This is a genomic window from Pseudomonas sp. B111, from assembly GCF_026428275.1.
In the GTDB taxonomy this organism is placed as follows: domain Bacteria; phylum Pseudomonadota; class Gammaproteobacteria; order Pseudomonadales; family Pseudomonadaceae; genus Pseudomonas; species Pseudomonas aeruginosa.
The window spans coordinates 2,293,886-2,317,317 of record NZ_CP097857.1; the positions used below are offsets into that span (position 1 = coordinate 2,293,886).

Genomic DNA, 23,432 nt, shown 5'->3' on the forward strand with positions numbered 1-23,432 from the left:
GCCGGATGACCGCAGGACGACAGATACAGGTCTGTCCGGCGCGGGGAAAGATGCGCTGTCGCGGCGACGCTGGTTCCTGTCGCCCTCGGTAAAGCGCCAGCCCTCCCAGGCCGGGAGGGCGGATTCTACAGGCGTTTGTTCAGCAGGCGGGCCAGGCGGTCGCCGCCGAACTGGATCAACGTGACCAGCAGCACAAGGACGATGATCACGGTGAGCATCACCTGGGTGTCGAAGCGCTGGTAGCCGTAGCGGTAGGCCAGGTCGCCGAGGCCGCCGGCACCGATCGCGCCGGCCATGGCCGAGGAATTGATCATGGTCACCAGGGTGATGGTGAAGCCGCCGACGATGCCCGGTCGCGCCTCCGGCAACAGTACGTTGCAGATGATGTGGCGGCGTTCGCAGCCCATCGCCTGGGCCGCCTCCACCAGGCCGTGGTCGACTTCGCGCAGGCTGACCTCGGCGATCCGCGCGAAGAACGGCGTGGCGGCGATGGTCAGCGGCACCACCGCGGCCCAGACTCCATAGCTGGTGCCGACGATCATCCGGGTAAAGGGAATCAGCGCCACCATCAGGATCAGGAAGGGTACCGAGCGCAGCACGTTGACCAGACCGCCCAGGATGCGATTGAGCAGGCGCGCCTCGAAGATCCCGCCCGGCCCGGTGGTGACCAGCACCAGGGCCAGCGGGATACCCACCAGCAGGACGATGGCGGAGGACGCGCCGATCATCAGCAGCGTATCGAGGAAACCTTGCCAGAGCCGTTCAAGCATGGGCGACATGGCCGAGCACCTCCACCTTGTCCGCCACCAGCGCGGCCTTGGCCAGCACGCCGGGAAGCTCGCCGGGCGGCGCGCCGACCTGTAGCAGCAGGCGCCCCAGGGCGCGGCCCTGGATCCGCTCTATGCCGCCGTGGAGCAGGTCGACGCGCTGGCCGATGGCCCTGGCGATGGCCAGCAGGTCCGGCACCCGTCGGTTGGCGCCGGTGTACTGGAGATCGAGCAGCACCGGGTCGCCGGCGCCGGGAGCCTGGCGCAGGCGCGCCTGGAGGTCGGCCGGGAGGGCGGCGCGCAGGCTGCCGAGCAGGCTTCGGGTGACGGCATGGCGCGGATCGCCGAAGACTTCCCAGACTTCGCCCTGTTCGACGATGCGGCCGCATTCGAGGACCACCACGCGGTCGCAGATCTCGCGGATGACCGCCATCTCGTGGGTGATCAGGACGATGGTCAGGCCCAGCCGGCGGTTGATGTCGCGCAGCAGCGCGAGGATCGCCTGGGTGCTCTCCGGGTCCAGCGCCGAGGTGGCTTCGTCGCAGAGCAGTATCTGCGGCTGGTGCACCAGCGCGCGGGCGATGCCGACGCGCTGTTTCTGTCCGCCGGAGAGCTGTGCCGGGTAGGCGTCGCGTTTTTCCTCCAGGCCGACCAGTTGCAGCAGCCCGGCGACCCGCTCCTCGATCCGTGCCCGGGGCACCCCGGCCACCCGCAGCGGCAGGGCGATGTTCTGCCGCACGGTCTTGGCCGACATCAGGTTGAAGTGCTGGAAGATCATGCCGATGCGTCGGCGCAGGGCGACCAGGCGCTGGCCGTCGTAGCCGCCGATGTCTTCGTCGTCGATCAGCACCTGCCCCTCGCTGGGACGCTCCAGGCGATTGAGGGTGCGGATCAGCGAGGACTTTCCGGCGCCGCTGCGGCCGATGATGCCGAACACTTCGCCGCGGCGGATTTCCAGGTCGATCTCCCGCAGGGCCTGGACCCCACCGGGGTAGCGCTTGCCCAGGCCGTGGAGACGGATGTGCGGCGTGGACGCGCGCGTGTCGGGCGCCGTCGGGAACGGTTCGAGGGGCAGCAGGCTCGGGGGAACGGTCATGGTCGTCACTCCCAGCCCGGCTGGTACAGCGTGCCATGGGCCTTGTCCAGCGCGGCGCGGACCACCGGCGAATGCTGGTAGATGTCGACGAAGCGCGCCAGGCGGCCGTCGCGGTCCTGGTAGTCGCCGCGGGTGACGAACTGGATCACGTATTCCCGGTTGTCGATCCCGTCGAACAGCAGCGCCCGGGTCGGGTCGATGGTCCCGGCCAGGCGCAGGTAGTGCGGGTAGCCCTGGGCCAGGTCGAAATCGTCGAGGGCGCGCGCCAGTTGCACCGCCTCCAGCTCGGTGATGCGGATGTCCTTCGGGTTGTCGACGATATCGTCGAGGGTCGCCTTGTAGCCGACGCCGTCCCTGAGCTTCAGCAGGCCGGCCTTCTGTAGCAGTTGCAGGCCGCGGCCGCCATTGATCGGGTCGTTGGCGATGGCCACGCTGGCGCCTTCCGGCAACTCTGCGAGGCTGGCGTAGCGCTTCGAATAGAGCCCGACGTTGTTGATGATCCCCGGCGCGAACGGCTTCAGCCGGAAGCCGCCTTCGCGGTTGGCGTTTTCCAGGAAGGGCACGTGCTGGAAGTAGTTGGCGTCGATGTCGCCCTGGGCGAGGGTGATGTTGGGGGCGTTCCAGTCGCTGAACTCGACCAGTTCGACCTTCAACCCCTGCTTGCCGGCTTCGCTCACGGCGACTTCCAGCGGCGGGGCGAAGGCGGCGGTGGTGCCGATCTTCAGCGGGGCGTCGGCGGCCTGGGCCGGGCCGCTGCCGAGGAGGACGGCCAGGCTCAGGGTTTTCAGGGTGTTCAGCATGGTGGGCTCCTGAACGAAAGGGAAAGTGGGGTCAGGCCTGGCGCTGGCGCGCGGCCGGGTGCTGGCGGAAGGCGGCGCCGGCGTGTTCCGCCTGCAGGCGCGCGCGGCCGCCGCCGAAGAGCTTCTCCCGCAGGGTGCCGGGGGCGTAGGCGGTCTTGTAGCTGCCGCGTGCCTGCAACTCGGGCACCACCAGGTCGATGAAGTCGGCGTAGCTCTCCGGCTCCACGGTGCGGGTCAGGTTGAAGCCGTCCAGGCCGGTATCGGCGATCCAGCCTTCGAGATCGTCGGCGACCTGGCGCGGGTCGCCTACCAGGGTCACGTAGCGGCCGCCCAGGGCCAACTGGTCGAGGAGCTTGCGCACGGTGGAGTCGGTGCGCGCCACGGTGAGGTTCTTCACCACCGACTCGATGGCGTTGTTCTTCTCGTAGCGGATCGGTTCGTCGAGCCCGTAGCGCGACAGGTCGATGCCGCTGGAGCTGGCGAAGTGCGCCAGGCCGGCCTCGGGGCTGGCGTAGCGGCGGTACTCGGCATGCTTGTCGCGGGCCTCGGCCGCGGTGGCGGCGACGATCACGTTGATGCCCATGAAGATCCTGATGTCCTCGGCGCGACGGCCGGCGCCGACCACCGCCGCGCGGATGCGCTGCACCAGTTGGCGGGTGGCCTCGCGGGTCTGTCCGGAGACGAACACGCATTCGGCGTGGCGCGCGGCGAAGGCCAGGCCACGCTCCGAGGAGCCGGCCTGGAACAGCACCGGGGTGCGCTGTGGAGAGGGCTCGGCGAGGTGGTAGCCCTCGACCTGGTAGAACTCGCCATGGTGACGGACCTTGTGGATCTTCTCCGGCCGCGCGTAGACCCGTCGCTGGCGGTCGGCGAGCACCGCGTCGTCTTCCCAGCTGCCCTCCCAGAGCTTGTAGAGGACCTCCAGGTACTCGTCGGCGCGGTCGTAGCGGCGGTCGTGCTCGATCTGCGCGGACTGGCCCATGGCCTTGGCCGCGCTTTCCAGGTAGCCGGTGACGATGTTCCAGCCGATCCGCCCGTCGCTCAGGTGGTCGAGGGTCGAGAGCCGCCGGGCGAACGGGTAGGGCGCCTCGTAGGTGAGGTTGGCGGTGACGCCGAAACCCAGGTGCTCGGTGACCCCGGCCATGGCCGAGACCAGCATCAGCGGGTCGTTCACCGGCAACTGGACGGCTTCGCGGGCGGTCACCTCGATGCCGCCCTGGTAGACGTCGTAGACGCCGAGGATATCGGCGATGAACAGGCCGTCGAACAGGCCGCGCTCCAGCAGCCGGGCCAGCTCGGTCCAGTGGCGCAGTTTGCGGTAGTCGCTGGAGCGGTCGCGCGGGTGGGTCCAGAGGCCGTGGTTGATATGGCCGACGCAATTCATGCTGAAGGCGTTTAGGAGAATCTGCTTCTTGCTCATGGCGGTTCCTTCGGCGTTCAGAGCGTGCCGCGGCGTGGCGGCAGGCGGCCGTTGAGGTAGTAGTCGCCGACCGCGTGGTACTTCCAGCGCACCGGGTCGTGCAGGGTGTGTACGCGGGCGTTGCGCCAGTGGCGGTCGAGACCGAGTTCGGCGAGACAGGCGCGGCTGCCGCCAAGCTCGATCAGCTTGCTGCCGGCCAGCAGGGCGACCTCGGTGGTCAGCGCGCGGGCTTCGGCGACGGCGATCGAGGCGGCCGCCACGCTTTCCGCGTCCGGCTCGGCGGTGGCCCGGTCGAGCACCCGCCCGGCACGCTCCAGCAGCGCTTCGGCGGCGTGCAGGCGGATCGCCAGGCGGCCGATCTCATGGATGGTCAGTGGGTCGTCGCTGGCCTTGTCGACGCCGGAGTCGACCCAGGGCCGGGCGCGCTCGCGGACGAAACGCAGGGTGTCCTCGAAGGCGCCGCGGGCGATCCCGGCGTCGATCGCCGCGTGGAGGATCTGCGCCAGCGGGCCGACGGTGGTCGGGCGCTCGAAGGCGTCCTGGAACGAGACCACGTCCTCGGCGGCCACCGCTACCCGGTCGAACAGCGCCGAACCGCTGCCGGTGGTGCGTTGACCGAAGCCGGACCAGTCGTCGACGATTTCCAGCCCGGTGCTGTCGCGCGGAACGAAGGCCAGTTGCTGGCGGCCCTCGTCGTCCACCGCCAGGGTCGGCACCCGCTGCGCGTAGAGTGCGCCGGTGCAGTAGAACTTGCGCCCGTCCAGGCGGTAGCCGTCGCCGTCGGCGCGCAGGCGGGTGCGGCGCTCGCTGGCGGTACGCGTGCCGATCTCGGCCAGGGCGTTGCCGAAACGCTCGCCGGCCAGGGCGGCGCCGAACAGGCGACCTTTCTGCGCCGGCGAGCCGTTCACCCGCAGCACTTCGAGGGCGTAGAAATGGTTCTGCGGAATCTGCCCCAGGGAACTGTCGGCGGCGCTGACGATCGCCACCACCTTCGCCAGGGTCACCCGCGAGACGCCGGCCCCGCCGTATTCGCGGGGCACCGCGATGCCCCACAGGCCGGAGCGGGAGAACAGTTCCAGTTCTTCCAGCGGCAGGCGCCGCTCGCGGTCGCGCTGGATGCTTTCGCGGGCGAACAGGGCGGCCAGCTCGCGGGCCGTTTCCAGGGCTTCGTCGTCGCTGCCGATGCGATGGGCAGCGGCCGTGGGATTGTCGCGCGTAGCGTGTGCGAGGCTCATCGGGCGCTCCTCAGATCCATGAGTGACGCGCCGGACGGGCGCCGTTCAGGTAGTAGTCGCCGACCGCGTAGACCTTCCAGCGTACCGGGTCGTGCAGGGTGTGGGTGCGGGCGTTGCGCCAGTGCCGGTCGAGGTTGAACTCGGCGAGCGTGGCGCGGCTGCCGGCCAGCTCGAAGAGCTTCTCGCTGGCGGCCAGGCTGATCTCGGTGCTCAGCACCTTGGCCTCGGCCACGGCGATCGAGGCGCGTGCCGCCGACTCGGCGTCCACCGGTCGCGCGGCCACCTCGTCGAGGACCTGGCCGGCCTTCTCCAGCAGGGCGTTGGCGGCGTGCAGCTCGATTTGCAGGCGGCCGACCTCGGCGATGCTGTAAAGCTCGTCGCTGGCGCGTTCGACCTGGGCGTCGATCCAGGGCCGGCTGCGTTCGCGGACGAACGCCTGGGCGTCGTCCAGCGCCGCCTGGGCGATGCCGGCGTCGATGGCGGCCTGGATCAGTTGCGAGACGGCGCCCTGGAGGCTCGGGATCTCGGCCAGCAGGCCGTTGTGGATCAGCATGTCGCCGGCTACCGGAACCTCGTCCAGCAGCACCGTGCCGCTGGCGGTGGTGCGCTGGCCGAAGCCGGACCAGTCGTCGACGATGCGCAGGCCGGGAGCGCCGCGCTCGACGAAGAGCATCACCGCGCGCTCTTCCTCGTCGATGGCCTTGACCGCCACCCAGTGGGCGAACAAGGCGCCGGTGGAGTAGAACTTCTCGCCGCTGACCCGGTAGCCGTCGCCGTCGCGACGGACCCGCGCCTTCAGCTCCAGGGTATGGCGGGTATTGCGCTCCGGGCCGGCGTTGGCCAGCCGGCGGCCGTCGAGGATGCCACGGAACAGCTTGCGTTTCTGCGCCGGGCTGGCGACGTTGTCGATCACGCTGAGCAGGCCGAACTGGTTCTGCGGAATCTGTCCGAGGGCCGGGTCGGCGGCACAGATGACGCGGAACACCTCGGCCAGGGTCACGTGGGAAACCTGCGCGCCGCCATAGGCGCGGGGAATGCCGATGCCGCCCAGGCCGAGGCGGGTGAAGAGTTCCAGTTCCTGCCAGGGCAGGCGTCGTTCGCGGTCGCGTAGCGCCGCTTCGCGACGGGCCAGTCCGGCTACCTCGTGGGCGGCCTGCAACGCCTGGGCGTCGTTCTCGATGAGGCGTGCCGGGAGTAGCCGGGGCGCCTGGTCACGAAGATCCTTGGGTGCGGTTTCGTCGGTCATGGTTCAGCCTTGCAGCGTGGTGGTTCCGCCAGCGGCATCGGTGTGGCGCGGCTCGCGGGTTCGGTGGTGCGGGTGGAACGCCTGGAGGAGGGAGGGGAAACAGGCGGTAACGACATGCTCGCTGGGCACCTCTGGCAGTTCGGATAGGTGGCTGGCGCGATCGCCAAGCCTCTGCCGGGTCTGTTTGCACAAGCCGTGCCGTTTGCTAATCCATAGGAAAATCAAAGGGTTGTCGATTTGCTCCAACAGTTTTTGCTGGTCCGCGGGCGCTGCCTGTTGCTCCGCTGTTGCCAGGGCAACAGTTACCGGCGGATTACAGCCGGATGCCGCGCGCCAGCGCCGTGCTGCTAGGGTGATAGGGTTTCGCGCGCGGCGGCTTGGCGCGCGCCCACCCACTCGGATCGTCGAAGGAACTCCCATGCAGAGCGCTAACGCTTCAGAACCCACCACCGACATCGCCGTGATCGGCGGCGGCGCGGCCGGCATCGGCGTGATCGCCAGCCTGCTGAAACGTTCGCCGGGGTTGCGTATCAGCCTGATCGAGCCGGCGGACACCCACTACTACCAACCGGGCTGGACCCTGGTCGGTGGCGGCGCCTACGCCCAGGGCGACACCGCGCGGCCGATGGCCGGGCTGGTCCCGCCCGGCGTGGAGTGGCTGCGCACCCGTGTCGAGCGGGTCGACCCCGAGGCGCGCCGGCTACTGCTGGAGAGCGGCGGCAGCCTGGAATACCGCAACCTGATCGTCTGCCCCGGCCTGCGCCTGGCCTGGGAGCGCATCGAGGGCCTGGAGGAGACCCTCGGGCGCAACGGCGTCACCTCCAACTACCGCTACGACCTGGCGCCCTACACCTGGGAGCTGGTGCGCGGCCTGCGCGGCGGCAAGGCGCTGTTCACCCAGCCGGCGATGCCGATCAAGTGCGCCGGGGCGCCGCAGAAGGCCATGTACCTGTCCTGCGACCACTGGCTGCGGGAGGGCGTGCTGCAAGACATCGAGGTCGAGTTCGACCTGGCCGGCGCGGCGTTGTTCGGTGTCGCCGATTTCGTTCCGCCGCTGATGGAGTACGTGCGCAAATATTCGGCCGAGCTGGCGTTCAATTCCAACCTGGTGAAGGTCGACGGCGCGGCGCGCAAGGCCTGGTTCGAGGTGAAGGACGCCGACGGCAACACCAATCTGGCGGAAAAGGACTTCGACCTGCTGCACGTGGTGCCGCCGCAGCTGCCGCCGACCTTCGTCGCCGCCAGCGGCCTGGGCGACGCGGCCGGCTGGTGCGAAGTCGACCCGGCGACCCTGCAACATGTCCGCCATGGCGAGATCTTCGCCCTCGGCGATGTCTGCGGCACCGCCAACGCGAAGACCGCGGCGGCGGCGCGCAAGCAGATCGTGGTGGTGGCCGAGAATCTTCTCGGCCTGCGCAGCGGCCGTGGCCTGCCGCTGCGCTACGACGGTTACGGCGGTTGCCCGCTGACCGTCGAGCGCGGCCGGGTGGTGCTGGCGGAGTTCGGCTACGCCGGCAAGCTGCTGCCGACCTTCCCGCTGGAGCCCACCGCGGCCAGCCGCTTCGCCTGGCTGCTCAAGCGCCACGTACTGCCCTGGGTGTACTGGAACGCCATGCTCAAGGGCCGGGAGTGGCTGGCGCGGCCGGGGCGCTAGACCGGGCGGCAGCCCTCGGCCTGACCGGCCTCAAAGCTCGTGGGCGAACGGCAGGTCCGGCCCCACCCGCGAGCAGGTGACCGCCGCCGCGCGGATGGCGAAGGCGAGCATCGCGTCGATCGCTTCCCGCGACAGCGCGGCTAGCCTGGCCGGGCTGTCGGCGTCGAGGCGGCGGAGGTAGGCGAGGGTCGCCGCCTGGAAGGTATCGCCGGCGCCGACCGTATCGCGCAGCGCCAGGGCGGTATCCGCCGGGCGACTCCAGCTGCCGTGGGCGCAGTGCACGCTGGCGCCGGCGCCGCCGTGGGTGACGAAGACCAGCCGGCAGCGCGGGTTCAGCCAGCCGCGGGCCACCTCGCCGGGATCGCGGTCGGGGTAGAGCAGGGCCAGGTCTTCCTCGCTGGCCTTGATCAGGTGCGCGTGGCTGGCGAAGGCCTCGACCCGGCGCCGCCAGAGGTCGATGTCCGGTTGCGGGTCGAGGCGCACGTTGGGGTCCAGGCTGACCAGGCGCCGGTCGCTCTCGCGCCGGACCAGCGCCAGCAGGGTGTCGGCCACCGGCGTCACCACCAGGGTGTAGGAGCCGACGTGCAGCCCGCGTATCCGCCCATCCAGCGTCGGCAGGTGTTCCAGGCGCACCTGGCGGTCGGCGCAGCCCTCGCCGCGGAACTGGTATTGCGCCGAGCCGCTGGCGTCGAGGCCGACCATCGCCAGGGTGGTCGGGGCGTCGCTGGGCACCAGGAAGCCGCAGTCCACGCCTTCTTCTTCGAGCACCCGGCGCAGCCGCGCGCCCAGGTAGTCGCTGGACAGCCCGCCGAACAGCGCCACCTCTACGCCCAGCCGGCGCAGGCCGACGGCGACGTTGAACGGCGAGCCGCCGGCGATCGCGGTGAAGCCCAGCTCGTTGCTGCGCGCAGCGCTTTCCAGGCTGAAGACATCGAAAAGGGCCTCGCCACACACCAGGTACATGCAGATCTCCAAAACGCCAGAAGAGGAAGGAAAGCGACCATTATCGCGGAGGCAGGAGCTCCAGGTAACGCCGGTAGGCCTGTTCGTAGGCCGCCTGTTGTCGCGCCTGGGGCTGGGTGCGGGTCGACTCGTCGAGCGCCACGCAGCGCTGGCACAGGGCCTCCAGGCTTTCACCGGCGCCGCTTTCGCGGCCCAGGCTCCAGGCCGCCTGGAGCGCCGCGCCAAGGGCGGCGGCCTCGGTCTGCCGTGGACAGACCAGCGGCAGGCCGAGCAGGTCGGCGAGCGTCCGCCGCCACAGCGGGCTCTTCGCCGCGCCGCCGACCAGGCGGATTTCCTCGCCCGGCAGGCCGCTGGCGCGCAGCAGGTCGAGGCCGTAGCGCAGGCCGAAGGCGGTGCCTTCGAGCACCGCCCGGCAAAGATTGGCGCGGCTCAGGTTGGCCGCGGTCATGCCATGCAGGCTGGCGCTGGCGTGCGGTAGCGCCGGAACTCGCTCGCCGTCGAAGAACGGCAGCATCAGCAGACCTTCGGCGCCGACCGGCGCCTGGGCGGCCAGCCGGGAGAATTCGTCGAGATCGAGGTGCAGCAGGTCCTGTACCAGGCCGCAAGCGCCGGTGAGGTTCATCGTGCAGGCCAGCGGCAGCCAGCCGCCGGACGAGGCGCAGAAGGTCGCCAGCTCGCCGTGCGGACTGACCAGCGGCCGCTCGGCATAGGCGGCCAGGGTGCCGGAGGTGCCCAGGCTGGCGGTGAGCAGGCCGGGGCGGATGTTGCCGGTGCCGATGGCGGCGAGCATGTTGTCGCCGCCGCCGCAGGCGACCCGCGTGTGGGGAGCCAGGCCGAGGGCGGCGGCCGCTTCGGGGCGCAGGTTGCCGATGCAGGCGCCGGGCTCGATCAGCTCCGGCAGCGCCGCCGCCAGGCGTCCGCCCGGCTCGACCAGCTCCAGCACGTCGCTGGCCCAGGTGCGCCGGCGCACGTCGAAGTAGCCGCTGCCGGAGGCGTCGCCCGCTTCGCTGCAGACGCGGCCGGTGAGCCAGTGGTTGAGGTAGTCGTGGGGCAGGAGGATGTGCGCGACGCGGGCGAACAGCTCGGGAAAGCGGCGCCTGCTCCAGAGCAGCTTGGACAGCGTGTAGCCCGGCGCGAGCACCAGCCCCAGGCGTTCCAGCGAGCCGGCCGGGCCGCCGAGGGCTTCCAGCAGCTCGCGGTTCTCCGCCGCGCTCTCGGTGTCGCACCAGAGCTTGGCCGGGCGCAGCGCCCGGCCCTCGGCGTCGAGCAGGAGCAGCCCATGCTGCTGGGCGGAAACCGCCAGGGCGCGGACCTCGCGGCCGTCCACCGCGGCTTCTTCCAGGGCCATGCGTACCGCGCTGGCCATGGCTTCCAGCCAGTCCGCCGGGTCCTGCTCGCGGCGTCCGTCGCGGCCTTCCGGCGGGCGCTGCGCGGCGCTGCCCAGGCCCAGCGTGCAGCCGCTGCCGGCGTCGAGCAGCAGCGCCTTGCTGCCTTGGGTGCCGCAATCGATGCCGAGGAACAATCCGTGCATGCGGCCCTCCGGAGTCATTCGCCGAGTACCTGGCGCAGGGTTTCGCTGACGCCGTGTCGGCGCAGGCTGTCGTAGAGCCGCTCGAAGGCCTCGACGAAGGCCGCCGAGGCCGGGATCGCCGGGCCGAACACGGTCTCCACGCCGAGCAGGCGCCGGCCCAGGCCGTGGCGTTCGGCAACCAGCGCCTGGCATTCGGCGGCGCGCGGATCGGGAATCGGGTAGTGCTCGCCATGCTCGTCGACCCCGCCCAGGTACAGCGCCCAGGCCGCCACCACCAGGGCCACCCGTTCCAGCGGCCGGCCGGCGGCGATCAGCCGATTGGCGGTGGGGACGATGAACTTGGGAAACTTCGACGAGCCGTCCGAGCAGACCCGTTCCAGTTGGTCGGCGATGGCGCGGTTGGCGAAGCGCTCGACCAGGCTGTCCTTGTAGCGTTCCAGGTCGATCCCCGGTACCGGTGCCAGCAGCGGGGCCACGTCGCGGTCCATGAAGGCCCGCACGTAGCGGCGCAGCAGCGGGTCGCCGAGGGTCTCGTGGACGAAGCGGTAGCCGCGCAGGAAGCCCAGGTAGGTGAGCGCCAGGTGGCTGCCGTTGAGCAGGCCGATCTTCATCTCCTCGTAGGGCGTGACGTCGTCGGTGAACTGCACGCCGACCTTTTCCCAGGCCGGACGCCCGGCGCTGAAACGATCTTCCAGCACCCATTGCACGAAGGGTTCGCAGACCACCGGCCAGGCGTCTTCCACGCCGTGCCGTTGGGCCAGTTGGCGGCGGTGGGCGGGGCTGGTCATCGGGGTGATGCGGTCGACCATGGCGTTGGGAAAGCTGACGTGCGTCGCGATCCAGCGCGCCAGCCCCGGGTCGAGCCGTTCGGCGAAGGCCAGCAGCGCCTTGCGCGCCACCTCGCCGTTGTGCGGGAGGTTGTCGCAGGACATCACGGTGAACGCCGGCACGCCTGTGTCGCGGCGCCGCCGCAGAGCCTCGCAGAGAAAGCCGAAGACCCCGCGCGGGGTCCGCGGGTTGGCCAGGTCGTGGCGCACCAGCGGCAACTCGGCGAGGAACTCGCCGCTGCCGTCGTCGATGCAGTAGCCGCCTTCGGTGATGGTCAGCGAGACGATGCGGATGGCCGGCTCGGCAAGCTTTTCCAGCAGCGCCTCGGCGCCGTCCTCGGCGAGCAGCATGCCGCTGATGGCGCCGATCACGCGGACCTCGGTGTCCGGTTGGTCGCCCAGCTCGTAGAGGGTGTAGAGGTAGTCCTGGGCGGCCAGGGCGTCGTGCATGGCGCGGTCGTCGCTGCGCAGGCCGGCGCCGCAGATCGCCCAGTCGAGGGCTTCGCCGCGGTTCATCAGGGCGTCGGTGTAGGCCGCCTGGTGCGCGCGGTGGAAGCCGCCGACGCCGATGTGGACGATGCCCTGGCGCAGTTGCGCGGGGTCGTAGGACGGGCGGGCGACAGCGGTCGCCAGCAGGGGGAGGTGCTGCCGGTTGAGTTTCATCGGTGGGTTCCCGCTGGCGGCTTCAGGCCGCCTGTTGCAGTCGTTTGTCGAGGGCCTGGCCGTTGCTGTCGAACAGATGGCAGTGCGCCGGATCGAAGCCCAGCTCCAGGGGGGCGCCGTAGTCCGGTGCGAAATCGCCGCGCACGCGCAGGGTGAGCATTTCCCCCGAGTCGGCGCGGACATGGCAGAAGCTGTCGCTGCCCAGGCGCTCGCTGACGTCGGCGGCGACCCGCAGCAGGCCCTGGAAGGCATGGCCCGGGCGGGCGATGTTCAGGTGTTCCGGGCGGATACCGAGGGTCACCGGGCTGCCGGTGGCCAGCTCGCCGGCGCATAGCGGCAGGCCGACGCGCGCGCCGCATTCGAGGGCGACCTCGCAGCGCTCGCCCTGGTTGCGGCTGAGATGGCCGCGCAGGAAGCCCATCTTCGGCGTGCCGAGGAAGCCGGCGACGAACAGGTTGGCCGGATGGTGGTAAAGCTCCAGCGGCGAGCCGACCTGCTCGACGCGCCCGCCGTTGAGCACCACGACCTTGTCCGCCAGGGTCATCGCCTCGACCTGGTCGTGGGTCACGTAGATCATGGTTGCCGCCAGTTCCTGGTGCAGCCGCGCCAGTTCCAGGCGCATCTGCACGCGCAGGGCGGCGTCGAGGTTGGACAGCGGTTCGTCGAAGAGGAATATCTTCGGGTTGCGCACGATCGCCCGGCCGATCGCCACCCGCTGCCGTTGGCCGCCGGAGAGCTGGCGCGGCTTGCGCTCCAGCAGCGCTTGCAGTTCGAGGATGCGTGCGGCGGCGTCGACCTTGACGGCGACCTCGCGCTTGTCGACGCCGGCCAGGTCGAGGGCGAAGGAGAGATTCCTGCGCACCGTCATGTGCGGGTACAGCGCGTAGGTCTGGAAGACCATCGCCAGGTCGCGCTTCGCCGGCGGGGTGTCGGTGATGTCCGTGCCGTCGAGGGCGATGCTGCCGCCGCTGGCCTCTTCGAGGCCGGCGATCAGGCGCAGCAGGGTCGACTTGCCGCAGCCGGAGGGGCCGACGAAGACCACGAACTCGCGGTCGCGGACGTCGAGGTCGATGCCCTTGATGATGGCCTGGCCGTCGAAGCCTTTCTGCAGGTTGCGGATCTTGAGATCAGCCATGGCGGAATACCTCCGTGGACGAAAGGATGGGGATGCGCTTCATTTCACGGCGCCGAAGGAAAGGCCGCGTACCAGCTGCTTCTGGCTGATCCAGCCGAAGACCAGGATCGGCGCGCAGGCGAGGGTGGAGACGGCCGAGAGCTTGGCCCAGAACAGTCCTTCGGGGCTGGAATAGGAGGCGACCAGGGCGGTCAGCGGGGCGGCGGCCGAGGAGGTCAGGTTGAGCGACCAGAAGGCCTCGTTCCAGCACAGGATCAGCGACAGCAGCAGGGTCGAGGCGAGCCCGCCGCGGGCGATCGGCAGCAGCACGCGGACGATCTCCTGCCAGGTGCCGGCGCCGTCCAGGCGCGCCGCTTCGAGGATGTCCACGGGGATGTCCTTGAAGTAGGTGTACACCATCCAGACCACGATCGGCAGGTTGATCAGGGTGTAGACGATGATCAGCGCCAGCCGCGAATCGAGCAGGCCGAACTGCTTGGCCAGCAGGTAGATCGGCATCAGTACGCCGACCGGCGGAAGCATCTTGGTCGACAGCATCCAGAGCAGCGTGCGCCTGGTGCGGCGGGTCTCGAAGAAGGCCATGGAGTAGGCCGCCGGCACCGCGACGAGCATGCACAGGAGGGTCGCCGAGGAGGAGATCAGCAGCGAGTTCCAGGCATAGGCGAAGTAGTCGCTGCGCTCGTTGATGTGCAGGTAGTTCTCCAGGGTCGGCTGGAAGATGAACTGCGGCGGCGTGGCGAAGGCGTCGATCTCGCTCTTGAAGCTGGTCAGCAGCATCCAGAAGATCGGGAAGAACAGCAGCAGGGCGATGCCCCAGCAGAGCAGGCCGAGCAGGCCGTTGCGCAGGCGGCGGGATTGCTTGAGTGTCAGCATGGCGGGTTCCTCAGCTGCGCTCGGTAAGGTTCTTGCCGATCATCCGCACCAGCACGATGGCGGCGATATTGGCGATCAGCACCGCGATCAGGCCCCCGGCCGAGGCCATGCCGACATCGAACTGCAGCAGCGCCTGGTTGTAGATCAGGTAGGCGAGGTTGGTCGATTCGTAGCCGGGGCCGCCGCTGGTGGTGGTGAAGATCTCGGCGAACACCGAGAGCAGGAAGATCGTCTCGATCATCAGCACCACCGCGATGGGCCGCGCCAGGTGCGGCAGGGTCAGGTGCCAGAAGATCGCCAGTGGACCGGCGCCGTCGAGGCGGGCGGCCTCCTTCTGCTCCTGGTCGAGGGACTGCATGGCGGTCATCAGGATGAGGATGGCGAAGGGCAGCCATTGCCAGGAGACGATGAGGATGATCGACAGCAGCGGATAGTGCGCCAGCCAATCCACCGGCTCGGCGCCGAACAGGCGCCAGACGGCGGCGAGGATGCCCGAGACCGGGTGGAAGATCAGGTTCTTCCAGAGCAGCGCGCTCACCGTCGGCATGATGAAGAACGGCGAGATCAGCAACACCCGCACCGCGCCGCGACCGAAGAACTCGCCGGCCTCCAGCAGCGCGGCGATGAGCACGCCGAACGCCACGCTGATCGCCAGCACGCTGCCCACCAGCAGCAGGGTGTTCAGCGCGCCGGGCAGGAAGCCGGCGTCGGTGACGAAGAAGGTGAAGTTCTCCAGGCCGACGAAGGCATTCTCGCCGGGATACAGCAGGTTGTAGCGGATCAGCGAGAAATACAGGGTCATGCCCAGGGGCACGATCATCCACAACAGCAGCAGCGCCACCGAGGGGCTGACCAGGAGCCAGCCGGGTCCGCGCCGGCGGCGCTGGAGGCGACGGTGGGCGGGACGGGCCGGGAGCGGGGTATCGAGGGCCGAGGTGTTCATGGCGACTCCGTCTGGATCTTCAAGGGCAAGCGCTCGAGCAGGGCTGCGCCCGGCGGCGGACTACTTCGGATAGCCGGCGCGCTTCATCTCGCGGGCGGTGCTCTGCTGCGCGGCGGCCAGCGCCTGGTCGCTGCTCATCTGCCCGGTGAGGGCGGCGGAGAACAGCTTGCCGACCTGGGTGCCGATGGCCTGGAACTCGGGGATGGTGACCAACTGGATGCCGACATAGGGCACCGGCTTCAGCGTCGGATGGTTGGGATCGACGCGCTTCAGCGATTCCAGGGTGACCCGCGCGAACGGCGCGGCGGCCAGGTAGGCCTCGCTGTAGGTCGAGGCGCGGGTGCCGGGCGGCACGTTGGCCACGCCTTCCCTGTCCGCCACCAGCTTGCCGTACGCCTGCGAGGTGGCCCAGGTGGCGAAGGCCTTCGCCGCGTCCTTGGCGCGCGAGCTGGCGGGAATCGCCAGGGCCCAGGAATACAGCCAGGAGGCGCCCTTGTCGGTGACTTCCCGGGGCGCGAAGGCGAAGCCGGTGGCGTCGGCGACCTTGCTCTGGCTCTTGTCGGTGACGAACGAACCGGCGACGCTGGCGTCCACCCAGATCGCGCACTTGCCGCTGTTGAACAGCGCCAGATTCTCGTTGAAACCGTTGCTGGAGGCGCCGGGCGGGCCGTACCGCTTGAGGGTGGAGACATAGAAGTCGAGAGCCTTCTTCCATTCGCCGCCGCTGAATTCGGGCTGCCATCGCTCGTCGAACCAGCGTGCGCCGAAGGCGTTGGCCAGGGTGCCGATCAACGCCATGTTCTCGCCCCAGCCGGCCTTGCCGCGCAGGCAGATGCCGTATTGGCCCTGGTCCGGGCGGTTGAGCCTGGCGGCGAACTCGCCGAGCTGGGTCCAGGTCGGTTGCTCGGGCATCCGCAGCCCGGCCTGCTGGAACAGGTCCTTGCGGTAGTAGGTGATCGAGGCTTCGGCGTAGAACGGCAGGGCGTACAGCGTGCCCTTGACGGAGAGACCGTCGCGCACCGAGGGCAACAGGTCGTCCACGGCGTAGTCGGCGGGCAGCCCGCTCATCGGCTCCAGCCAGCCCTTGGCGCCCCACAGCGCGGCTTCGTACATGCCGATGGTGAGCAGGTCGAACTGTCCGCCCTGGGTGGCGATGTCGGTGGTCAGGCGCTGGCGCAGGACGTTCTCTTCGAGCACCACCCATTTCAGCGCGATGTCCGGGTGGCTTTCCTCGAACACCTTGGACAGGCGTTGCATGCGGATCATGTCGTTGTTGTTGACCGTGGCGATGGTCAGGGTCTCGGCGCCCTGGGCCAGCAGCGGCAGGGCGAGGCAGGCGGCGGCCAGGCAGGCCTTGATCGAGTCGTTCATCGGTGAACTCCTCTTCCGGGCCGGCGGGCGGCGCGGAAGACATTATTGTTTTTGTGTCGCTCGCTGCCGATTACACAGGCGCGTCACGCAACCGACAAAGCCTCGACTGCACTTCGACCGATACTTTTTTGCACCGCCGGGGTGGGGCGGTGGAGGCTCAGAGCAGGTTCTGCTCGGTCAGCCGCTGGGTCACCAGGCGCCGGTAGCCGGTGGGCGTCATGCCCTTGAGCTGCTGGAAGCGCCGGTTGAAATTGGACAGGTTGCTGAAGCCCGACTCGAAGCACACCTCGGTCACCGGCAGCTCGCTGCGGGCCAGCAGCTCGCAGGACTTGCTGATGCGCAGGCGGTTGACGAACTCGACGAAGCCGCGCCCGGCGGCCTGCTTGAAGAAGCGCGAGAAGTAGGTGGGGGTCATGCCCAGGTGGGCGGCGACCTGCTCCTGGGTGAGGTCCTGGGCGTAGTGCTGGAAGATGTAGTCCACCGCCCGGTTGATCCGTTCGACGTTGTGCTCGTCGGCCAGTTGCGAGGACGTGACGGTGGAGAGCAACTGGTAGTCCTCGCATTCGGCGAGCTGTTCCATGAGGATAAAAAAGTATCCCAGGCGGGTCATGCCGCCGCTGTCGGCGATGCGTTGCAACAGTCGCCGGCTTTCGCCGATCAGCGCCGGGTCGCGGAACTCGATGCCGTAGCGCGCCCGCGCCAGCAGCGGGGCCAGGCGGTTCAGCTCGGAGAATACGCCGCTGCCGTCCTCCAGCACCTCGTCGGTGAAGTTCACCAGCATGTCGCGCCGGGCCACCACCTCGTCGGGCTCGACCTGGCTGATCCAGTTGTGCGGCAGGTTGGGGCCGGTGAGGAACAGGGTGTCGGGGGCGAAGTTGCCGATGTAGTCGCCGATGAATACCTTGCCGGAGCTGGCGACGATCAGGTGCAGCTCGTATTCCTTGTGGAAGTGCCAGCGCACCAGCGGGCTGGGGAAGCCGTGCTGGCGGTAGATCAGCGAATGGCCTTCGTGGTCGTCCATCAGCTCGTAGGACGGATCGGTGACTTTGCTGGCTCTGGGCATGGGCGCGGGCCGACCGGGGGAACGAAGGCACATCCTAGCCCGAAGCGGCGGGGCTGTGCAGGGGCGGGCAGCGGCCGTGGCGCTGTCCGCCGCCATCCACCCCAAGGCCGGGGCGTGGCGTGTTCCGGGTTGCCGTTGCGGACCGGGCGCTTGACGAGGCGCGCGCTCTTCGACCCCGCTTCAGCGCCGTTGGCCTGCTCGGTGCCGATCGGCCTCCGGCGATCAGCGGCTGGCCTTGCGATAGGCCCCCGGCTGCTGTCCGGTGGCCTTGTGGAAGGCACGGGTGAAGGCGGCGGTGGACTGGTAGCCGACCGCCGCCGCGACCTCGGCGACGCTGGCGTCGGCGCGCAGCAGGGCGCAGGCGCGGTGCATGCGCAGGGCCAGCAGGACCTGTCCCGGCGACTGACCGCTGAGTTCGTTGAAGCGCTTGAAGAAGGCCGAGCGCGAGAGTCCGGTGCGCTCGGCCATCTGTTCCAGGCTCCAGGGCTGTTCGGGTGCCTCGATCAGCGCTTCCAGCAGGCCGGCGAACTGCGGCTGGCGGGCCAGTGCCACCAGGCCGCCGAGGGTCGGGTTGTCGAGCACCTGCTGGCGCAACACGTAGAGGAACAGCAGGTGGCTGAGGCGTTCCAGCAGCACCGGAGACGGCGCCGGCTGGCGGCGGCACTCGTCGACGATCAGGGCGAACAGGCGTCGCGCCGCGTCCAGCGCCGGATCGCCGGCGCGCAGGATCAGCCAGTCGGGCAGGGCGTCGACGATCAGCCCGGACAATCCCGAATGGAAGTGGAAGAACCCGCAGACCAGGCCGGCACCGTCCGCCGCGTTCCACTCCAGCGCCTGCATTTCGCCGCGCGGCTGGCAGCGCGCGGCCTCGGCGGTGGCCTCGCTGGACAGGCGGAACTCGACGTCGCGCAGGAAGAACAGCGCGTCGCCGCTGTCCAGTCGCCAGCCCCGGGCGCTTCCGGCGACGTGCGCCCAGCAGTGTCCCTGCACCACCAGGTGGAAGCTGGCACGCGCCAGGCCGTGGGTGGAGGCATGCCAGCCGCCGCAGTAGCGACCGACATGGAACAGGCTGGTGTCGACTTCGAGGCTGTCTAATAACCAATCGACAAGCGGGTTGGACGAATTCATCTAAGGGAAAGACTCAAGAGCAAGTGATAGCGACTTTAGAATATTGAATGGATTTCTTATTACCAAGAGACTTCTTCGACACCTCAACCACCGGAGTCGAAAGCATGTCACGCGTTCCCGTGCTCACCCTGGAAAACGCCCCCGAGGCGGCGCGTCCGTTCCTCCAGACCGCGCTGAACAACTCGGGTTATATCCCGAATCTGCTCGGCGTGCTGGCCAATGCGCCGGCCGCCCTGGAAACCTACCTCACCGTATCCGGGCTGAACGCCAAGGCCAGCCTCGGCCTGCCCGAGCGGGAAGTGGTGCAACTGGTGGCGGCCACCACCCATGGCTGCGACTTCTGCGTTGCCGGGCACACCGCGGTGGCGCGCAACAAGGCGCGCCTGCCGGAGCCGGTGATCGAGGCCCTGCGCGCCCGCGGCGAACTGCCCGATGCCCGCTACGAAGCCCTGGCCGATTTCACCCGCGCGGTGATCGCCAGTCGCGGCGCGGTCACCGACGAACAGTTCGAAGCCTTCCGCGCCGCTGGTTTCGACCAGGCCCAGGCCCTGGAAGTGATCCTCGGGGTGAGCCTGGCGACGCTCTGCAACTTCGCCAACGTGTTCGCCCGCACGCCGCTCAATGCCGAGCTGGAGCAATATCGCTGGACCAACCCGCAGGCCTGAGCCTGCGCTTGCCGGGCGGCGTGCCGCGCCGGCGCAAGGAGTGACGACCATGCTTGACCCGACCCTGAGCGACTGGCTCGACCGCCAGGCCGACGCCCTCGACCGCGGCGACGCCGATCCCGCCGCGCTGCTGCCGCGCCTGGCCGCCGCCGGCGTGCTCGGCGTGGCGGTGGAGGAACGCCTCGGCGGCGCCGGCGGCACGCTCGCCGACGCGGTGGAGCGGGTGGCCGCGGTGGCGGCGCGCTCGCTGACCGCGGCGTTCGTCTTCTGGGGCCAGCGCGCCTTCATCGAGTACCTGTTGCAGAGTCCCAACCAGGAACTGCGCCAACGCCTGCTCGGCGACCTGCTGGCCGGCCGCCTGGCCGGCGCCACCGGGCTGTCCAACGCGATGAAGTTCCTTTCCGGGATCGAGGCGCTGCAGGTGGTGGCGCACGCGGAGGAGGCCGGCTGGCGCCTGGACGGTCGCCTGCCGTGGGTGACCAACCTGCGCAGCGGCGATTTCGTGGTGGCGGCGGCGATCGAACGCGGGGAGGGCGGCAGTCCCTTCGTCCTGGCGATTCCCGAAGGACTCGCCGGCGTGCAGCGCTCGGCGGACCTGCGCCTGCTCGGCCTGCAATGCAGCAACACCGCCGCCCTCGACCTGCGCGCGGTGGCGGTCGGGCGCGACTGGCTGTTGCACGACGACGCCCGGCAGTTCCTGCCACGGGTGCGCCCGGCCTTCCTCGGCCTGCAATGCGGCATGGCCATCGGCCTGGCGCGCCGCGCACTGGACGAAGTGCAGCGGCACCTGGGCGGCAGTCGTTCGCTGCTGGATGGCGAGCTGGCGGCACAGCGCGAAACCCTCGAGGGGCACGTGGCGGCGCTGCACGCCGGACTGGCCAGCGGCGAGTTCGCCAGTCAGCCGGCACGCCTGTTCCGCATCCGCATCGGGCTCGCCGAAGCCGCCGCCAATGCCGTGCAACTGGAGTTGCAGGCCAGCGGCGGCAAGGCCTACCTGAGCGAGCACGGCGCCGGTTTCGCCCGCCGCTGGCGCGAGTCGGCGTTCGTCCCGATCGTTACGCCGAGCCTGGTGCAACTGCGCGCCGAACTGCAACGCCAGGCCGAGGCCAAGGCATGAGCGAGGCGCTCCTCGACGCTCGCGGGATCGCCCTCGGCTATCCGCGCGGTGCCGGCTGGCAGGCGGTGCTCGGCGATTTCGACCTGCGCCTGGGCGCCGGCGAGGTGGTCTCGATCCTCGGTCCCAGCGGGGTCGGCAAGTCCAGCCTGCTGCGCGTGCTGGCTGGCCTGCAGGAGCCGGCCGCCGGCAGCGTGCGGGTACTCGGCGAGCCCCTGCGCGGCCCGCATCCGGGCGTCGCGGTGGCGTTCCAGGACCCCAGCCTGTTGCCTTGGCTGAACCTGGAGAAGAACGTCGCCTTCGGCCTCGATTTCGCCCGCCAGCCGCACCTCGACGCGGCCACCCGCCAGGCCCGCGTCGACCAGGCGATCGCCGCGGTCGGCCTGGAGCACGCCCGTGCCCGCTACCCGGCGCAACTCTCCGGCGGCATGGCCCAGCGCACCGCGCTGGCCCGCTGCCTGGCGCGGCAGCCGAAGGTGCTGCTGCTCGACGAACCTTTCGGCGCGCTGGACGAAGTGACCCGCGCCGACATGCAGCAACTGCTGCTGCGGGCGATCCGCGAGCGCGGCACCGCCGTGGTCCTGATCACCCACGATATCGACGAGGCCCTGCTGCTCTCCGAACGCATCCTGCTACTGGGTGACAGCCCGGCGCGGACCCTCGGCGAGTGGCGCATCGACCTGCCGCAGCCACGCGCGGAGCTGGTCGAGGAACTGGGCGCGTTGCGCATCGAGATCCTGAAAACCCTACGGCGGGCGAGCCGCACCCATGCCCATCCCATCGCTCAGCCGGAGGCCTCCCATGTGCCTGGACGACCCGACCCATTCCCGACGTGACATCCTCAAGCTCGCCGCGCTGCTCAGCGCCGCCGGCGCGTTGCCGCTGCTGAGCAGCCTGCAGGCGCGCGCCGCCGCCGAACCCGACGCGCCGGTGCGCATCGGCTACCTGCCGATCACCGACGCCACGCCCTTGCTGGTGGCCCATGCCAACGGCCTGTTCGAGGCCGAGGGCATCCAGGCCGAACGGCCGGTGCTGTTGCGTAGCTGGGCGCAGGTGATCGAGGCGTTCATCTCCGGCCAGGTCAACGTCATCCACCTGCTGTCGCCGATGACCGTCTGGGCCCGCTACGGCAGCAAGGTGCCGGCCAAGGTGGTGGCCTGGAACCACGTCGGCGGCTCGGGGCTCACGGTGGCTCCGGAGATCGCCGACGTGCGCCAGCTCGGCGGCAAGAGCGTGGCGATCCCGTTCTGGTACTCGATCCACAACGTGGTGTTGCAGCAACTGCTGCGCGACAACGGCCTGCGCGCGGTGAGCCGTGCGGTGGGCGCGGCGCTGGCCGCTGACGAGGTCAACCTGGTGGTGCTGCCGCCTTCGGACATGCCGCCGGCGCTGGCCAGCAAGCGCATCCACGGCTACATCGTCGCCGAGCCGTTCAATGCCCTGGCGGAGAACCTCAAGGTCGGCCGGGTACAGCGCTTCACCGGCGATGTCTGGCGCAACCACGCCTGCTGCGTGGTGTTCATGCACGAACACGACCTGGAGCGGCGGCCGCAGTGGTCGCAAAAGGTGGTCAACGCCATCGTCAAGGCCCAGCTATGGACTCGCGAGCACCGCGCCGAGGCCGCACAGTTGCTGTCCAAGGCCGGAGCCAACCGCTACACGCCGCACGCGCCGGAGGTCCTCGGCCGGGTGCTGGCGCCGGGCGCCGAGGAGCAGCAGGCCTATCTCGCCAGCGGCGCGATCCGCCACGCCGACTGGCAGGAGCGGCGCATCGACTTCCAGCCCTATCCCTATCCGAGCTACACCGAGGAACTGGTGCGGCGGCTGAAGGACACCCTGATCGAAGGCAATAATGCCTTCCTCGCCAGCCTCGATCCGCGCCAGGTGGCCAGTGACCTGGTGGACGACCGCTTCGTCCGCCAGGCCCTGGCAGAGGTCGGCGGGTTGCAGGCGTTCGGCCTCGCCGAGGGCTTCCAGCGCAGCGAGGAGATCAGCCCGTGAGGCAGACCCTGCGCCAGGGCGCTCTGGGCGTTGCCGGGCTGCTGGCGCTGTTCGCCCTGTGGTGGCTCGGCGTGGCCCTGTTCGGCGCCGCCGACGGCCTTTCGGCACGCTTCTCGCCGCAGGCGACGTTGCTCAGCCTGGGTGAACTGCTGGAACGCCGCGAACTCTACGAGCATGTGCTGGTGAGCCTGAAACGGGTCCTGCTGGGCTTGTTCCTGGCGCTGCTGGTGGGAGTGCCGCTGGGGCTGCTGGTGGGCGCCTCGCGCAACCTGGAAGCGGCGACCACTCCGGCGTTCCAGTTCCTGCGGATGATCTCGCCGCTGTCGTGGATGCCCATCGCGGTGATGCTGATGGGCGTGGGCGACCAGCCGATCTATTTCCTGCTGGCCTTCGCCGCGCTCTGGCCGATCCTGCTGAATACCGCCGCCGGCGTGCGCCAGCTCGACCCGCGCTGGCTGCAACTGAGCCGCAGCCTCGCCGCCACGCCCTGGGAAACCCTGCGCCGGGTGATCCTGCCGGGCATCCTCGGCCATGTGCTGACCGGCGTGCGCCTGGCCATCGGCATCCTCTGGATCGTCCTGGTGCCCTGCGAGATGCTCGGCGTCAGCGCCGGGCTCGGCTACTACATCCTCGACACCCGCGATCGCCTGGCGTACTCCGAGCTGATGGCGATGGTGCTGCTGATCGGCCTGCTCGGCTACCTGCTCGACGCCGCGGCGCGCGGACTCTATCGGCGCTGGGCGCACGGAGCGCTCGGGTAGGACGGGGTACCGGTGCGCTGGCGGATAGCGCCGGGGCGCTATTCGCCCTACGGGTAATGGGGATGCTCGGGTAGGGCGAATAGCCGCTCGCGGCTATCCGCCGGGCGGGGTTCCAGTGCGCTGGCGGATAGCGCTGGGGCGCTATTCGCCCTACGGGTCAATGGGGCGCTCGGGTA

At 69.8% G+C, this 23,432-nt stretch carries 21 protein-coding genes; 6 read left to right on the forward strand and 15 right to left on the reverse strand.

Features of this window, described 5'->3' with window-relative positions; all coding sequences use genetic code 11:
• Positions 1 to 125: 125 nt before the first annotated feature.
• From M6E97_RS10695 to M6E97_RS10720, 6 genes are read right to left on the reverse strand one after another with little or no spacing between them, the layout of a single operon-like run.
• A complete protein-coding gene (locus M6E97_RS10695) occupies positions 126 to 779 on the reverse strand; it encodes a methionine ABC transporter permease (protein ID WP_003111646.1) in 654 nt (217 codons plus the stop codon).
• On the reverse strand, positions 763 to 1,872 hold the full coding sequence (locus M6E97_RS10700) for a methionine ABC transporter ATP-binding protein (protein WP_077563379.1): 1,110 nt from the start codon (positions 1,870 to 1,872) through the stop codon (positions 763 to 765). Before M6E97_RS10700 ends, M6E97_RS10695 begins: the two co-directional genes overlap by 17 nt.
• On the reverse strand, positions 1,869 to 2,663 hold the full coding sequence (locus tag M6E97_RS10705; RefSeq protein WP_009316120.1) for a MetQ/NlpA family ABC transporter substrate-binding protein: 795 nt from the start codon (positions 2,661 to 2,663) through the stop codon (positions 1,869 to 1,871). The genes M6E97_RS10700 and M6E97_RS10705 overlap by 4 nt, the downstream gene beginning before the upstream one ends.
• Positions 2,664 to 2,694: 31 nt before the next feature.
• Positions 2,695 to 4,083, reverse strand: coding sequence for an LLM class flavin-dependent oxidoreductase (locus tag M6E97_RS10710; protein ID WP_015502895.1), 1,389 nt, complete (start codon positions 4,081 to 4,083; stop codon positions 2,695 to 2,697).
• A 17-nt stretch (positions 4,084 to 4,100) separates the two neighbouring features.
• On the reverse strand, positions 4,101 to 5,318 hold the full coding sequence (locus tag M6E97_RS10715) for an SfnB family sulfur acquisition oxidoreductase (protein ID WP_034005076.1): 1,218 nt from the start codon (positions 5,316 to 5,318) through the stop codon (positions 4,101 to 4,103).
• Between the two features lie 10 nt (positions 5,319 to 5,328).
• Entirely contained in the window at positions 5,329 to 6,564 is a 1,236-nt protein-coding gene (locus tag M6E97_RS10720) for an SfnB family sulfur acquisition oxidoreductase (RefSeq protein ID WP_003111642.1), read from the reverse strand.
• Positions 6,565 to 6,982: 418 nt separating this feature from the next.
• Here M6E97_RS10720 and M6E97_RS10725 point away from each other — a divergent pair, with 418 nt between their 5' ends.
• Positions 6,983 to 8,218, forward strand: coding sequence for an NAD(P)/FAD-dependent oxidoreductase (locus tag M6E97_RS10725; RefSeq protein ID WP_003111641.1), 1,236 nt, complete (start codon positions 6,983 to 6,985; stop codon positions 8,216 to 8,218).
• 30 nt (positions 8,219 to 8,248) lie between these two features.
• Here the strand turns inward: M6E97_RS10725 and M6E97_RS10730 are convergent, their stop codons facing one another.
• The 9 genes from M6E97_RS10730 to M6E97_RS10770 all read right to left on the reverse strand — a co-directional run bounded on the left by M6E97_RS10730 (position 8,249) and on the right by M6E97_RS10770 (position 18,715).
• On the reverse strand, positions 8,249 to 9,181 hold the full coding sequence (locus tag M6E97_RS10730) for a carbohydrate kinase family protein (RefSeq protein WP_003089451.1): 933 nt from the start codon (positions 9,179 to 9,181) through the stop codon (positions 8,249 to 8,251).
• 40 nt (positions 9,182 to 9,221) lie between these two features.
• Entirely contained in the window at positions 9,222 to 10,730 is a 1,509-nt protein-coding gene (gene xylB, locus M6E97_RS10735; RefSeq protein ID WP_079382750.1) for a xylulokinase, read from the reverse strand.
• On the reverse strand, positions 10,727 to 12,202 hold the full coding sequence (locus M6E97_RS10740; protein ID WP_023091769.1) for a mannitol dehydrogenase family protein: 1,476 nt from the start codon (positions 12,200 to 12,202) through the stop codon (positions 10,727 to 10,729). The genes xylB and M6E97_RS10740 overlap by 4 nt, the downstream gene beginning before the upstream one ends.
• A 22-nt stretch (positions 12,203 to 12,224) precedes the next feature.
• On the reverse strand, positions 12,225 to 13,337 hold the full coding sequence (locus M6E97_RS10745; RefSeq protein ID WP_023099560.1) for an ABC transporter ATP-binding protein: 1,113 nt from the start codon (positions 13,335 to 13,337) through the stop codon (positions 12,225 to 12,227).
• A 39-nt stretch (positions 13,338 to 13,376) separates the two neighbouring features.
• Complete coding sequence (locus M6E97_RS10750) at positions 13,377 to 14,210, reverse strand: carbohydrate ABC transporter permease (RefSeq protein WP_021264805.1); 834 nt, start codon at positions 14,208 to 14,210, stop codon at positions 13,377 to 13,379.
• 10 nt (positions 14,211 to 14,220) lie between these two features.
• A complete protein-coding gene (locus tag M6E97_RS10755; RefSeq protein WP_003089441.1) occupies positions 14,221 to 15,153 on the reverse strand; it encodes a carbohydrate ABC transporter permease in 933 nt (310 codons plus the stop codon).
• Between the two features lie 60 nt (positions 15,154 to 15,213).
• Complete coding sequence (locus M6E97_RS10760; protein WP_003111702.1) at positions 15,214 to 16,524, reverse strand: ABC transporter substrate-binding protein; 1,311 nt, start codon at positions 16,522 to 16,524, stop codon at positions 15,214 to 15,216.
• A gap of 157 nt (positions 16,525 to 16,681) precedes the next feature.
• The gene (locus M6E97_RS10765; RefSeq protein ID WP_003089438.1) at positions 16,682 to 17,587 is read right to left on the reverse strand and encodes an AraC family transcriptional regulator; all 906 of its coding nucleotides are present in this window, start codon (positions 17,585 to 17,587) and stop codon (positions 16,682 to 16,684) included.
• A gap of 222 nt (positions 17,588 to 17,809) precedes the next feature.
• Positions 17,810 to 18,715, reverse strand: a complete 906-nt coding sequence (locus M6E97_RS10770; RefSeq protein ID WP_003089436.1) for an AraC family transcriptional regulator — start codon at positions 18,713 to 18,715, stop codon at positions 17,810 to 17,812.
• Between the two features lie 104 nt (positions 18,716 to 18,819).
• On the opposite strand from M6E97_RS10770, the gene M6E97_RS10775 reads away from it, so the two are divergent.
• The 5 genes from M6E97_RS10775 to M6E97_RS10795 are packed head-to-tail and all read left to right on the forward strand — an operon-like array spanning position 18,820 to position 23,256.
• Positions 18,820 to 19,380: a carboxymuconolactone decarboxylase family protein gene (locus M6E97_RS10775; RefSeq protein WP_003089433.1), complete on the forward strand. Its 561-nt coding sequence runs from the start codon at positions 18,820 to 18,822 to the stop codon at positions 19,378 to 19,380.
• 49 nt (positions 19,381 to 19,429) lie between these two features.
• Positions 19,430 to 20,497 (forward strand): acyl-CoA dehydrogenase family protein, encoded by a 1,068-nt coding sequence (locus M6E97_RS10780; protein WP_034005072.1) that lies wholly within the window; start codon positions 19,430 to 19,432, stop codon positions 20,495 to 20,497.
• A complete protein-coding gene (locus M6E97_RS10785) occupies positions 20,494 to 21,330 on the forward strand; it encodes an ABC transporter ATP-binding protein (protein WP_031755953.1) in 837 nt (278 codons plus the stop codon). The genes M6E97_RS10780 and M6E97_RS10785 overlap by 4 nt, the downstream gene beginning before the upstream one ends.
• On the forward strand, positions 21,296 to 22,495 hold the full coding sequence (locus M6E97_RS10790; protein WP_003107732.1) for an ABC transporter substrate-binding protein: 1,200 nt from the start codon (positions 21,296 to 21,298) through the stop codon (positions 22,493 to 22,495). The genes M6E97_RS10785 and M6E97_RS10790 overlap by 35 nt, the downstream gene beginning before the upstream one ends.
• Complete coding sequence (locus tag M6E97_RS10795) at positions 22,492 to 23,256, forward strand: ABC transporter permease (protein WP_003089428.1); 765 nt, start codon at positions 22,492 to 22,494, stop codon at positions 23,254 to 23,256. Before M6E97_RS10790 ends, M6E97_RS10795 begins: the two co-directional genes overlap by 4 nt.
• Positions 23,257 to 23,432: the final 176 nt, after the last annotated feature.